Origin of the sequence: Azospirillum argentinense (assembly GCF_000632475.1) — a bacterium.
GTDB classification, from domain to species: Bacteria; Pseudomonadota; Alphaproteobacteria; order Azospirillales; family Azospirillaceae; genus Azospirillum; species Azospirillum baldaniorum.
This window is the reverse complement of the sequence record NZ_CP007795.1, coordinates 342,933-355,426: the sequence shown is the minus strand read 5'-3', so window position 1 is coordinate 355,426 and position 12,494 is coordinate 342,933. Positions and strand designations below refer to the sequence as shown.

The following is a 12,494-nucleotide window of genomic DNA, read 5'->3' as shown; positions in this document are numbered from 1 at the left end:
ACGTTGTTCGCACGAAACAAGGAAAGAAGAAGAAATGGCTGACGAGATGGCTCGCGATCCGCGCGAGGTGATGGAGTACGACGTCCTTGTCGTCGGAGCCGGCCCGTCGGGCCTGAGCGCGGCCATCCGCCTGAAACAGCTCGCCAACGAGGCGGGGCAGGAACTGTCGGTCTGCGTCGTCGAGAAGGGCTCGGAGGTCGGTGCCCACCTGCTCTCCGGCGCGGTGTTCGAGCCGCACGCGCTGGACGAGCTGATCCCGGACTGGAAGGACAAGGGCGCGCCCCTGACCACCCCGGCGCGCGAGGACCGCTTCCTCTTCCTCACCGAGACCAAGGCGCTGAAGTCGCCCTTCGCCCCGCCGCAGATGCACAATCACGGCAACTACATCATCAGCCTCGGCAACCTCGCCCGCTGGATGGCCGGGCAGGCCGAGGAGCTGGGCGTCGAAATCTACCCCGGCTTCGCCGCGGCGGAGGTGCTCTACGACGACAGCGGTGCGGTCAAGGGCATCGCCACCGGCGACATGGGCATCGGCAAGGACGGCGAGAAGACCGCCAACTACACGCCGGGCATGGAGCTGCACGCCAAGCAGACCATCTTCGCCGAGGGCTGCCGCGGCTCGCTGACCAAGACGCTGTTCGAGCGCTTCGACCTGCGCCGCGACGCCGATCCCCAGACCTACGGCATCGGCATCAAGGAGCTGTGGGAGGTCGATCCCGCCAAGTCGCAGCCCGGCCTGATCGTCCACACCATCGGCTGGCCGATGGACCCCAAGACCTACGGCGGCTCCTGGCTCTACCATATGGAGGGCAACCTGGTGTCGGTCGGCTTCGTGGTCGGGCTGGACTACGAAAACCCGCACCTGTCGCCGTTCGAGGAGTTCCAGCGCTACAAGACCCACCCGGCGATCCGTCCGACCTTCGAGGGCGGGCGGCGCATCGCCTATGGCGCGCGGGCGCTCAGCGAAGGCGGCTTCCAGTCGATCCCCAAGCTGACCTTCCCCGGCGGTGTGATCGTCGGCGACGCGGCGGGCTTCCTCAACGTGCCCAAGATCAAGGGCAACCACACCGCGATGAAGTCGGGCATGCTGGCGGCCGAAGCGGTGCATGAGCTGCTCTCCGCCGAGGCTCCGGCGCGCGAGGCGGTGGCCTATCCGGAGAAGCTGAAGGCGTCCTGGGTGTGGTCGGAGTTGCACGCGGTGCGCAACATCCGCCCCGGCTTCCAGAAGGGTCTGTGGGCGGGTCTGGCCAACGCCGCCTACGAGACGGCGACCAAGGGCAAGTCGCCGTGGACGCTGCACCACCGGCACGGCGACCACGAGACGCTGAAGAAGGCGTCGGAGATGCCGAAGATCGCCTATCCCAAGCCGGACGGCGTGGTGTCGTTCGACCGTCTGTCCTCGGTGTACCTGTCGAACACCAACCACGAGGAGGACCAGCCGGCGCACCTGACGCTGAAGGACGCGTCGGTGCCGATCGCGGTCAATCTGGCGCTCTACGACGCGCCGGAGACGCGCTACTGCCCGGCGGGCGTCTACGAGATCGTGCGGGCGGAGGACGGCAGCGACCCGCGCCTGCAGATCAACGCGCAGAACTGCGTGCACTGCAAGACCTGCGACATCAAGGACCCCACCCAGAACATCAACTGGGTCGTCCCGGAGGGCGGCGGAGGCCCGAACTATCCCGGCGGGATGTGACGCCTCAACCCTCTCCCCTCTGGAGAGGGTGGCCCGGAGGGCCGGTGAGGGGGATGAGCGATTTGAAGCGTCCGGCATAAGCGCAACCCCCTCACCCTAACCCTCTCCCCAGAGGGGAGAGGGGACTTCAATAACGTTATCAGGGAGAGAGCGCGATGCAGATCAACGGTCAGGCCGCCATCGTCACCGGTGGCGCCTCCGGCATGGGGGCGGAAACCGCGCGCCATCTGGCGAAGCTGGGCGCCAAGGTCACCGTGCTCGACATGAACGAGGCGGCGGTCAAGCAGGTGGCCGAGGAGATCGGCGGCCTGGGGCTGCTCTGCGACGTGTCGAGCGCGGAGTCTGCGGAGAAGGCCGTGGCCGAGGCCCGCGCGGCCCATGGCCCGGCCCGCATCGCGGTGAACTGCGCGGGCGTCGCCCCGGCCAAGCGGATCGTCGGGCGCGACGGTCCGATGGCGCTGGACGACTTCCGCAAGGTCATCGAGGTCAACCTGATCGGCACCTTCAACATGCTGCGCCTTGCCGCCGCGGACATGGGCACGCTCGACCCGCTGGAATCGGGGGAGCGCGGGGTGATCGTCAACACCGCTTCCGTCGCCGCCTATGAGGGCCAGATCGGGCAGGCCGCCTACGCCTCGTCGAAGGGCGGCATCGTCGCCCTGACGATCTGCGCCGCCCGCGATCTGGCGCGCAGCGGCGTGCGCGTCATGACCATCGCGCCCGGCCTGATCGGCACGCCGATGCTGCTGAACATGCCGCAGGAGGTGCAGGACAGCCTCGCCGCCACGGTGCCCTTCCCGAAGCGCTTCGGCCAGCCCTCCGAATACGCCCGCCTCGTGCAGCACATCCTGGAGAACGAGATGCTGAACGGCGAGGTGATCCGGCTGGACGGCGCCATCCGCATGGCGCCACAGTAAGGCCCTTACCGGCTCTTCTCCGCGCTGCGGAACAGCGTGGAGAAGAGCCGGGCAAGGCGGTCCTCCGGCTGCAGCCGGTCGCCGTTGGCGGTGAGGATGGCGCAGACCACCCGGCCATCGGCGGTGATGCCGGCGGCCGACAGGTTGAGCACGCCGACCTCCGAACCACCCTTGTAGCCGGTCCACCGCCAACCCTCGACCGCCACCAGCGGCTCGGGAGAGCCGTTCAGCGCCGGAGCGTCTCGCAGTTCCAGCAGCAGGCCGCACAGCTCCCGCGCGGTCAGATACCATTCGGCGTCCCGCCACGTCGCCCTGGGCAGCAGGTCGGACGGGGAGGGCAGGGAAACTCCCGCCAATTCGTCGAGGATGACGCGCCGCTCCTCCGGCGTGCCGGCGCCATAGGCGGTGCGCTTGGCCTCGGCACCCTTCGCGGCCAGCCGGAACAGGGCGCCGGTGGTCAGGAAGGGGCATGGCCCGACGCCGTCCCACCGCGTCCTTCGGTGCGATCGTCTGTGCCTGGGCGGGCAGAACGAGGAGGCCGGCACCGATCAGGATCGCCAGACAGGCGGGGAGGGCGCGCCATGAAAATCGACACCGGGACAGCGAAACCACCATCGCCCTTTCCCCTTTTCTCCGCACCGCGTCTGCAGATGCAGCGAAAAGGGGGAAAGGACAACCAATGGGCGATCAGCGCCGCTGTCCGTCCGGACCAGTTCCGCCTCAATCGTCCCAAATCGGCAGGGTGCCGAGCTGCGCGTTCGTCAGCGCGGTCGTCAGGGTCCGCCCGTCGTCGCGAAGCTGGTCCAGCCCGACGATCACCTCCTTGTCGCCGATCCCCACGCCATGCTCCACATCCACCACGACGGCGACCGGCTGCCCGGAGGCGTCCATCAGCACCTCCTCCACCTCGCCGATCTTCGTGCCGTCCGGTCCCAGCACATCCATGTCGTCCAGCTGCCCGACCGTCCGCTTGAGGGACGGCACCATGACGTTGTCGTCCTTCACCTCCCGATAGGCGTTGGCCGGGTTGGCGATGGCGGCGCTCTGCTGGGCGAGCGAGGGTCCGGCCGCGACCATGACGAGGGCGACCGCCGTTGCGGAAAGGAGCTTTCTCATCGCGTTTGCTCTCCTGCTGCTGACCGTGCAACAACATGGGGTCGCCAGCACGGTTCCATCCGACCCGCCGGTGCACATCGTCCGATTGCACAGGAACCGCCAATGCTCCGCTTTGCCACGACCATGCTGCTGGTGGCCTTGTCCGGCTTCGGCGTCCAACCCGCGCAGGCGCAAAGCGTGACGGCCGAAACCGTGAAGGAGGCCCGCAAGGTGGAGTCTTTTGACCTGCGCGCCGACCGGATGGGCCAGGATTACCGGGTCTTTCTCGTCCGCCCCGCGGAAGCGCCGCCACCGGGCGGCTATCCGGTCATCTACCTCCTGGACGGCAACGCGACCGTGCCGATGATGGAAAAGGTCATCGGTCCGAATCCGCCGGAGCCCTACGGTTCTGCGGTGATCGTCGGAATCGGCTATCCGATCGACGGGCCGTTCGACATCCTCCGCCGCTACCGCGACCTGACCCCACCGACCCCGCCGGAGTTCATTCCACCGTCGCGGGACGGAACCTCCGTCATCGAAACCGGCGGGCGCGACGATTTCCTGACCTTCGTCGAGACGCAGGTGATTCCGGCGGTCGAAACGCGCCTGCCCATCGACCCGCAGCGCCGGACCCTGTTCGGCCATTCGCTGGGCGGGCTGTTCTCCCTCTACGTTCTCTACACCAAGGGGGACCTGTTCCAGACCTACGTCGCGGCCGACCCGGCGATCTGGTGGAGCGGGCAGGCCATCCTGAGAGAGCAGGCGGCGTTCCTTGAGCGGTCGAAGGGCAAGGGCGTGCCGCCCGGCACGGCGCTGCTGATCGAGACGTCCGGGAAGCTGGTGGAACGTCCGTTGCCGCCGGCGGACGCCAAGCGGCTGAAGCGCCTGCGCTCCGGGCAGACGGGGAGGGAGGTCGCGGCCACCCTGGCGACGGTTCCGGGTTTGCGACTCGCCTTCCATGACTTCGCCGAGGAAAGCCATGGCTCCATGCTGCCGCTGGCCGTGGCCGACACCCTGCGCTTCGCATTCGGGCGAAGCCCGGACTGATTTGGGAAGCGGCGCAGTCGCGCAGCCACCGGGCGATCTTCCGAATTGCCCTGCGCTCCCCACATGTGAACCCCACATGTGAACCGGCGTCCGCATGACGCGGGCAGTCAGACGAGGGGAGCGGATTCCTTGACCGTGCAGTCGATCTTCATGCCCGAGCCCATCTACCGGTACATGCTTGACGCTTCCCTGCGCGAGACCGCCATCCAGGCGAAGCTGCGCGCCGAGACGGCCACAATGACCGAGGCCCATTACCAGATCGCACCGGAGGAAGGGCAACTTCTGGCGTTCCTGGTGGAAATGATCGGCGCGCGCCGAACCTTGGACATCGGGACCTTCACCGGATACAGCGCGCTGACGGTGGCGCTGGCCCTGCCGGAGGATGGCCGGGTCGTCAGCCTCGACATCAACGAGCAGTGGACGGCCCAGGCCCGCGCGATCTGGTCCGAGGCCAAGGTCGCGGGCAAGATCGACCTGCGCATCGGACCGGCGTTGGGCAGTCTCGACAAACTCATCGCGGAAGGCGCGGGCGATTCGTTCGACTTCGCCTTCATCGACGCCGACAAGGAAAACTACGACGCCTATTACGAGCGGAGCCTGCGCCTCGTGAGGCGCGGCGGCCTGATCGTGGTGGACAACACCTTGTGGCGCGGGCGAGTCGCCGACCCCGATGATCGCAAGCACAAGACCGAGGCCATTCGCGCCTTCAACGCGGCCCGTCTGAACGACGGGAGGGTTGCCCTGTGCATGCTGCCGGTGGGGGACGGCGTGACCCTCCTGCGGCGGCGCTGAGCGGTCGGCGGCCCAGCCGGGGCGGAAAGCGGATGCACGATGCCAAAGTCGGCGCGTCGCAACACGCCCTGCTCCCGCATGAGCGCATAAATTCCATAAGGTACGTTATGGAAAATAAGCTGAAGAAAGCCGTGACAACATCACTTCGACGACGATCCTTATGGAGACATCCTAAATTTTGCTCTATTCCATAAGAGGTATCGCCCACACCCGATCTCACCGCGGCGATGTTGATGGTCGATCGCACATGATGTCAGGTTCGGGCCTCTCTTCCGTCCATAGCTTCGCCCTCACACCGATGCGGAGGCGAAAGAGCTTCGGTTTTCTGACCGCCGGCCTGCTGGCGGCGATGGTCTGCGGCCCGTTCGCCGATCCGTCCCAGGCCGCGGACCAACCGCATCTCTCCACCGTCACCACGCTGCGCAAGGACGCGGACGGGCAAGCGGTCAAGATGCTGCAATTCGGCGTCTACCGGACGGAAGCCGACGCCTGGGTTGCCTGGAAAGCGATCGTCCGGCGCCAGCCGGACATGGTCGCCGATCTCGTTCCCCGAGTCTCCCAGCAACGGCCCGACCTTCCCGATTCCGGTTTCGTCCTGCGGGCCGCGCCCCTGCCTGACCTCGACCCCAACTTCGTCTGCCGCCGGATCGTCGGCGGCGGCGGCAGTTGCCTCGTGGTGGACGCCGCCGAACAACCGGCCGCCGCCCCCACCGCCGCACCGGAGGACAACGACCACAACGGCGTCGTCACCTACAGCCCGGACCAGAGCCGGGAAATGCAGGAGATCGAGCGGCAGGCGTCCCGTCTGTCGCGAATCGCCGCCATCGTCCCCGGCAACGAAGCGCGGGTCGACATTGGGGCGCTGAAGGCCAGCCGCTGGAACCTCTGCTCCCTGACCTTCGACGACGGGCCGCACCCGGCCGTGACCCCGCGCATCCTCGACATCCTGCGCGGCGAGGGAGTCCGGGCGACCTTCTTCCCGATCGGCAACGTCGCGGTCCGCCACCCACGGATCATCCAGCGAATCGTCCAGGAGGGACACGAGGTCGGCAACCACAGCCTGACCCACCCGAACATGCGCACCCTGAGCACCGAGGCCCAACGCGCGCAGATCGCGGAAACGAATCGCATCCTGGCCCAGGCCGGCGCCGACCCGGTGCTGTTCCGTCCGCCCGCCGGGCGCTGGAACAGCGACACGCTGACCGCCGTCGACCAGGAAAAGATGAGCCCGGCGCTGTGGAACGTCGACACGCGCGACTGGTTCACCCGCGACGCCGGCAAGATCATGGCGCAGCTTGAAGCCACCGGCACCATCGGCAGCGTCGTCCTGATGCACACCACCTACAACGCGACGGCGGAAGCCCTCCCCCGCGCCATCGGCCTGCTGCGCACGCGCGGCTGCCGCTTCGTCACCCTGTCGGAATGGATCACCAGCCTGAACAGCCTCGCCACGCCGCGCATCGCGCAGCGCTGAGGCCGGGGTAAACAGGGTGAAATGCACCCGCTGCCCCCCTCCCGGATGTCGGGAAAGGGGCGGTTCGGAACGGATGCGCGATCAGGCGACGTTCTTGGCGCGGCCGCGGCGGGCCGGCTTGGCCGGAGCGGCGGCCTTCTTGCCGAGACCGATCGACTTGGCGAAGGCGGAACGCTGCTCCGCATAGTTCGGGGCGGTCATCGGATAATCCGCGGGCAGGCCCCACTTGCGACGGTATTCATCCGGAGTCATGCCATAGGCCGTGCGCAGATAGCGCTTCAGCATCTTCAGCTTCTTGCCGTCCTCAAGGCAAACGATGTAGTCCGGCATCACCGACTTCTTCACCGGCACGGCAGGACGCAGTTCCACCGCCTCCGGCTCCACCGGACGGCCCGTGCCCGACAGACTTTGATGGACGATCCGGATGAGGTTCGGAAGATCATTCACCGCGATCTGGTTCGAGCGGACATAAGACGCAACGATCTTACCCGTCATGGCGACCAGATCGGTGGCCGAATTCTCAGAACCGTCGGTGTCGCTGCTTTGCATGTCAGTTTCCTTCGAGAACGAATGATCCAGAACGGAGGATGGGCAAAGTGATGCGCAAAGCGCAAGCCTGTGCATCAGGTTTAACATGCAAATGTGTAATGTGTTTCATGCAGGACACGCGGACAGGCCGTCCAGTCGAACGGAAATAGTAGGCTCCGGTGATGAAATCGCTGCCCGTTCAGGCGGCGGAACGCGCGCGCTTTATCAGGTCGGCGTACCAGCGGGCGGAGGCTTTCGGCGTGCGTTTCTGCGATTCGAAGTCGACATGGACGATGCCGAAACGGTTGCCGTAACCGCTTCCCCACTCGAAATTATCGAGAAGCGACCAGACGAAGTAACCGCGCACATCCGCTCCGCCGCGAATCGCCTCGTGCATTGAGGCGTTATAGAGCCGCAGATAGTTGATTCGGTGCTGGTCGTCGATGACTCCCGATTCGTCCGGCGAATCGCTGCCGCCGCAGCCGTTTTCCGTAATGACGATGGGCATGCGGTAGCGGCGGGTGATCTCCATCAGTTCGTCACGAAACGCGTCGGGGAAAACCGCCCATCCGACGCCGTATGTCGGCGAATCGGGCGGTGCGTCTCCCCAGCCATAGCCCCAGGTGGTGTCGGGGTTTACGCGGGCGAAGATCGGGCCGTAATGGTTCAGCCCGAACCAGTCCATGGGCCGGCAGATCCGCGCCATATCGCCCGCCTGGAGATAAGGCTCGATGGCGCGGGCGACCCGCGGCGGGTAGTGGCCGAGCAACTGCGGGTCGCAGAAGGTCAGATTCCAATGCTCGTCCAGCAGGGCGGCGGCTTCCGCGTTCTCCGGCCGTCCGCCCTCCGGCAGCACCCGCTGGCGGTTGTGCACCGCCCCGATGGATGCGCCGGGAACCAGGGCGCGAATCGCGTCCACTCCGGCCCCATGGGCAAGATTGACATGGTGGATGGCACGCAGATGCTGGTCGCGGTCGGTGATGCCGGGGGCCGCCCAAGGAATGGCGTAACCGAACAGGGTGAAGACGGAGAACTCGTTGAAGGTGATCCAGCGTTTCACCCGGTCGCCGTAGCGCCGCGCCAGCAGCGTCGTGTAATCGGCGTACCAGCCGGCGCTGTCCCGGTCCGCCCAGCCGCCGCGGTCCTGCAGGGCTTGTGGCAGGTCCCAGTGATAGACGCACAGCCAGGGCTCGATTCCGGCCTCCAGCACCGTGTCGATCAGGCGGTCGTAGAAATCCAGACCCGGCTGGTTGACCGCTCCCCGTCCCCGCGGCAGCACCCTGGGCCACGCCACGGAGAACCGGTAGGCGCCGACTCCGATGTCCCGCATCAGCGCGACGTCCTCGGCGTAGCGGTGGTAATGGTCGCAGGCGACGTCGCCGCTGTCGCCGTTCACCACCCCGCCCGCCGTGCGGCAGCGCGTGTCCCAGATGCTGGGGCCTCGCCCGTCCACCGCCGCAGCGCCCTCGATCTGATAGGCGGAGGTGGAGACGCCCCAAACAAAATCCTTCGGCAGGCTCGTCATCGCCGTCTCCGTCCGCACCAATCACCCGTACCCATACTACCTTTGGCGGAATGGTCAAGAAACAGGCATAATGTCGAACGAACGGCTCGACGGAGCGGTCGCTTCTTGAAACCCAAAGCTGTGGAACGGCAAGCGATGCCTCCTCTCACCTCCGACTTTCCCAACGGCTTCCTGTGGGGAACCTCGACGTCGGCGTTCCAGGTCGAGGGAGCCGCGGCCGAGGACGGACGTGCGCCCAGCATCTGGGACAGCTTCTGCCGTCTGAAGGGCCGGGTGGACAACGGCGACACCGGCGACGTCGCCTGCGACCACTACCACCGCTACGCCGAGGACGTCGCGCTGATGCGGGACATCGGGGTCGGCGCCTACCGGTTCTCGATCTCCTGGCCGCGCGTCCTGCCGCGCGGGCGCGGGGTGCTGAACGAGGCCGGGCTGGACTTCTACGACCGCCTGATCGACCGGCTTCTGGAGGCCGGGATCGAGCCCTGGGCCTGCCTGTACCATTGGGACCTGCCGCAGGCCTTGCAGGACCGCGGCGGCTGGGCAAACCGGGACAGCGCCGGCTGGTACGCCGACTACGCCGTGCTCTGCGCCCGCCGCTTCGGCGACCGGGTGACGCGCTGGGCGACCTTCAACGAGTTCTCCGTCTTCACCCTGTTCGGCTACGCGCTGGGCTGGGGCGCGCCCAGCGTGTCCGACCGCGGGGAGCATCTGAAGGTCATCCATCACACGAACCTCGCCCACGGGGCCGGCGTGGACGTGCTGCGCGATCTGGTGCCGGGCGCCTCCATCGGGGCGGTGCACAGCTTTCAGCCCTGCCGACCCGCCGACCCGTCGCCCGAAAACGTCGAGGCGGCGGCCCTGTTCGACGAGTTGTGGAACCTGTGCTTCCCCGACGCGCAGATCTTGGGTCGCTACCCGCCACGCATCGCCCGCGCCATCGAACCTTACGTCCAGGCGGGCGACATGGCGCGGATCTGCCGGCCCGTGGACTGGTTCGGCATGAACCACTACGCTCCCCTCTTCGCCCAGGCCGAGCCGGGCGCCGTTTGGGGTTGCGGCTTCGGCGCCCCGCCGGAGGGCATGCCGCGCACCGACATCGGCTGGCCGCTCCAGCCCAGCGCCTTCCACGAAGCCCTGATGCAGGCCACCGCGCGCTACCGCCTGCCGATCTACGTGACGGAGAACGGCTACGGCACCAAGGCGCCGGAGGCCCCGGACGCGCAGGGGATCGTGATGGACCGGGAGCGGCTGAACTATTTGCAGGCCTGCATCGGCGAGATGGCCCGCGCGCTGAAGGACGGGGCCGACGTGCGCGGCTATTTCGTGTGGTCGCTGCTCGACAACTTCGAATGGGGTGGCGGCTACGGCACGCGGTTCGGCATCGTCCATGTGGACTTCGAAACGCAGACGCGCACGCCGAAGGAATCCGCCAAATGGTACGCGGCACTGATCGGCGGGGCGCTGGCCGGTCAAACCGCCGCCGCGCCGGGGACGGGCAGGTTCGCCGGCCGCTCCTGAATCTCCTCGCCCGTGTAGACCGGACAATTCCGGCACACGCCGGGCAGGGCCGCCTCGTCGCCGGCCATCATGGCAAGCCTCACCGCCCGGTAGCGCTCACCGTTCCAGATGTCTTCGAGGGAGCCCTGCCTCAAGTTGCCCATGACCTCGATGCCGGAGATGTCGTAGCAGCAGAGCGTCACATCGCCGTTGGGACGGATCACCGATTCCGTGAAAGGCGCACCGCAGAATCCGCGGCGCCGTCCGGGATTGACGTCGACCGTCAGCGCCTCCTCCTCTCCCGTCTGCGTCCAGCCCGGCCATTTGTAGGCGTAGTTCGTGGCGATCGGCAGACCGGGAAAATCCTCGATCAGAAAGGACGGAGTCGCAGCGGTCGGCGGGTCCCCCGGGCGGCGCAGGACGTTGTTGGAGATGATCAACTGCACGCCGGCGGGTTCCAGGTATCGGCGCATCAGGTCCAGGTTCCGGCGCACCGTCGGATAGTGGGAGCCCCGGCGGATGGCGTCGTTCTCCTCCGGCGAGCGGCCGTCGATCGACACATAGATCTTTTCCACCCCGCAACCCGCCAGGGCGCGGCATCGCTCTTCGGTCGCCAGCATGGCGTTGGTGACGAAATGGATCTGATTGATCGACGTCTCGTCCCTCAAACGCCGGATCATGGATTCCAGTTGGGGATTCATCAGCGGCTCCCCTCCCAGATACATGACGCAACTGACCAGCGCCTCTATTCCCTGGAGATCCCGCAGGATGTGCTCGAACAGGTCCGCCTTCAGCAAACGGCGGTCGGTGCTGTGGTAGGCCACACCGGTGGTGCAGTGACGGCAACGCAGGTTGCATGCGCTGGAGGACTCGAGGCGGACCCTCATCGGCAGCATGGCCGTTCCGTCGCTCCCCTGCCCGCTCCAGCCATTGAGGGCGACGGCGGCGGCTCGCCGGTAGTCATCGACATCGATGCAGCGGAGCACCAGCCGGTGCAGAGCCATTTTGGCTCCCAGCCTCACGGTCGCGTCCGCGGAATTGACCAGGGTGTGCAGGAGGGTGGTGGCCTCCTCGATGCGGCCGACCTCGGACAAGGCGAGGCCATGTTCGTAGACGAGGGGCTCCTGCCGGGGGTCCAGCCGGAGAGCACGGCCATGGGTCCGTTCGGCGGCGACGGTGTCCCCCTGCCCCGCCTCGGCACGGCCGAGCGCCGTCAGCATGGCAGGGCGATGGGGTTCGAGAGCGACCGCGGCCCGCGCCTGGAGCGCGGCCCCCGAGGCGTCTCCGATGCGGTTGAGCACCCCCGCCAGATTGAGACGGCTGTTTGCCGCAAGCGGCTGCTGAACGACCGCCATCCGATAGGCCACCGCGGCCTCCAGCGACCGCTCCGCCTGGACCAGGGCGTTGCCGTGGTTGAAGTGGCACTCGGGAAAGACCGGCCGCAGCACCGTCGCGCGGCGATAGGAGTCGAGCGCCTTCTCAAGATCGCCCGCTTGCCGCAACGCACCGCCGAGGACATGCAGCGCCTCCGCCGATCCGGGATTGGCCGCGACCGCACAGGACAGGCGCGCGCAGGCCGCCTCGGCGGCCCCCGACTGCAAAGCGACCAGCCCCCACAGCCGCAGCGTGTCCGCATGGTCCGGCACCGCGTGCAGCACGGTGCGGTAAGCCGTATCCGCTTCCGGCAGGCGTCCCTGCTGATGCAGCGCCACCGCCTGCCGGAAGCTCACGGAAAAATCCTGCATGACCCCAGCCCCCTGCACCTGCGTCCCCATCGAGTCGTCGCGGCTCAAGGAAGCGCTCCCACGACGGGAAATGCAATCCCATGGATCACGCTTCGGGGAGATGGTTGAGCACGATGGATTCCCTGGGATAGAAACATCCATCACCCCGACGAACCAGGGACGTTCTCCATGAGTG

The 12,494-nt window shown here is 67.2% G+C and carries 11 protein-coding genes; 6 read left to right on the top strand and 5 right to left on the bottom strand.

Annotation, left to right across the window (positions count from 1 at the left end; genetic code table 11):
* The first annotated feature begins 46 nt into the window (after positions 1-46).
* Positions 47-1,696: an electron transfer flavoprotein-ubiquinone oxidoreductase gene (locus tag ABAZ39_RS24090; RefSeq protein WP_040137205.1), complete on the top strand. Its 1,650-nt coding sequence runs from the start codon at positions 47-49 to the stop codon at positions 1,694-1,696.
* A 155-nt stretch (positions 1,697-1,851) separates the two neighbouring features.
* Complete coding sequence (locus ABAZ39_RS24085) at positions 1,852-2,613, top strand: SDR family NAD(P)-dependent oxidoreductase (RefSeq protein WP_014242576.1); 762 nt, start codon at positions 1,852-1,854, stop codon at positions 2,611-2,613.
* A gap of 5 nt (positions 2,614-2,618) precedes the next feature.
* Here the strand turns inward: ABAZ39_RS24085 and ABAZ39_RS24080 are convergent, their stop codons facing one another.
* A complete protein-coding gene (locus ABAZ39_RS24080; protein WP_051658478.1) occupies positions 2,619-3,158 on the bottom strand; it encodes a hypothetical protein in 540 nt (179 codons plus the stop codon).
* A 175-nt stretch (positions 3,159-3,333) separates the two neighbouring features.
* On the bottom strand, positions 3,334-3,729 hold the full coding sequence (locus tag ABAZ39_RS33385; protein WP_051658477.1) for a PRC-barrel domain-containing protein: 396 nt from the start codon (positions 3,727-3,729) through the stop codon (positions 3,334-3,336).
* Between the two features lie 102 nt (positions 3,730-3,831).
* Here ABAZ39_RS33385 and ABAZ39_RS24070 point away from each other — a divergent pair, with 102 nt between their 5' ends.
* The 3 genes from ABAZ39_RS24070 (at position 3,832) to ABAZ39_RS33380 (ending at position 7,021) form a co-directional block, all read left to right on the top strand.
* A complete protein-coding gene (locus tag ABAZ39_RS24070) occupies positions 3,832-4,755 on the top strand; it encodes an alpha/beta hydrolase (RefSeq protein WP_081863296.1) in 924 nt (307 codons plus the stop codon).
* Positions 4,756-4,905: 150 nt separating this feature from the next.
* Positions 4,906-5,547, top strand: coding sequence for a class I SAM-dependent methyltransferase (locus ABAZ39_RS24065; RefSeq protein WP_372684174.1), 642 nt, complete (start codon positions 4,906-4,908; stop codon positions 5,545-5,547).
* Positions 5,548-5,845: 298 nt separating this feature from the next.
* Positions 5,846-7,021: a polysaccharide deacetylase family protein gene (locus ABAZ39_RS33380; RefSeq protein WP_051658476.1), complete on the top strand. Its 1,176-nt coding sequence runs from the start codon at positions 5,846-5,848 to the stop codon at positions 7,019-7,021.
* Between the two features lie 81 nt (positions 7,022-7,102).
* Here the strand turns inward: ABAZ39_RS33380 and ABAZ39_RS24055 are convergent, their stop codons facing one another.
* Positions 7,103-7,570: a Ros/MucR family transcriptional regulator gene (locus ABAZ39_RS24055; protein WP_051658475.1), complete on the bottom strand. Its 468-nt coding sequence runs from the start codon at positions 7,568-7,570 to the stop codon at positions 7,103-7,105.
* Positions 7,571-7,748: 178 nt separating this feature from the next.
* Positions 7,749-9,074: a GH1 family beta-glucosidase gene (locus tag ABAZ39_RS24050; protein WP_040136404.1), complete on the bottom strand. Its 1,326-nt coding sequence runs from the start codon at positions 9,072-9,074 to the stop codon at positions 7,749-7,751.
* Positions 9,075-9,209: 135 nt separating this feature from the next.
* On the opposite strand from ABAZ39_RS24050, the gene ABAZ39_RS24045 reads away from it, so the two are divergent.
* Complete coding sequence (locus ABAZ39_RS24045) at positions 9,210-10,595, top strand: GH1 family beta-glucosidase (protein ID WP_040136402.1); 1,386 nt, start codon at positions 9,210-9,212, stop codon at positions 10,593-10,595.
* Here ABAZ39_RS24045 and ABAZ39_RS24040 read toward each other — a convergent pair.
* Positions 10,547-12,367 (bottom strand): radical SAM/SPASM domain-containing protein, encoded by a 1,821-nt coding sequence (locus ABAZ39_RS24040; protein ID WP_247881761.1) that lies wholly within the window; start codon positions 12,365-12,367, stop codon positions 10,547-10,549. The two genes, ABAZ39_RS24045 and ABAZ39_RS24040, sit on opposite strands and share 49 nt — an antisense overlap.
* Positions 12,368-12,494: the final 127 nt, after the last annotated feature.

Excerpts from the sequence above, each read along its gene's own strand:
- ABAZ39_RS33380 (WP_051658476.1), top strand. The coding sequence starts at position 5,846 with ATGCGGAGGCGAAAGAGCTTCGGTTTTCTGACCGCCGGCCTGCTGGCG.
- ABAZ39_RS24085 (WP_014242576.1), top strand. The coding sequence starts at position 1,852 with ATGCAGATCAACGGTCAGGCCGCCATCGTCACCGGTGGCGCCTCCGGC.
- ABAZ39_RS24070 (WP_081863296.1), top strand. The coding sequence starts at position 3,832 with ATGCTCCGCTTTGCCACGACCATGCTGCTGGTGGCCTTGTCCGGCTTC.
- ABAZ39_RS24055 (WP_051658475.1), bottom strand. The coding sequence starts at position 7,570 with ATGCAAAGCAGCGACACCGACGGTTCTGAGAATTCGGCCACCGATCTG.
- ABAZ39_RS24065 (WP_372684174.1), top strand. The coding sequence starts at position 4,906 with ATGCCCGAGCCCATCTACCGGTACATGCTTGACGCTTCCCTGCGCGAG.
- ABAZ39_RS24090 (WP_040137205.1), top strand. The coding sequence starts at position 47 with ATGGCTCGCGATCCGCGCGAGGTGATGGAGTACGACGTCCTTGTCGTC.
- ABAZ39_RS24050 (WP_040136404.1), bottom strand. The coding sequence starts at position 9,074 with ATGACGAGCCTGCCGAAGGATTTTGTTTGGGGCGTCTCCACCTCCGCC.
- ABAZ39_RS24045 (WP_040136402.1), top strand. The coding sequence starts at position 9,210 with ATGCCTCCTCTCACCTCCGACTTTCCCAACGGCTTCCTGTGGGGAACC.
- ABAZ39_RS33385 (WP_051658477.1), bottom strand. The coding sequence starts at position 3,729 with ATGAGAAAGCTCCTTTCCGCAACGGCGGTCGCCCTCGTCATGGTCGCG.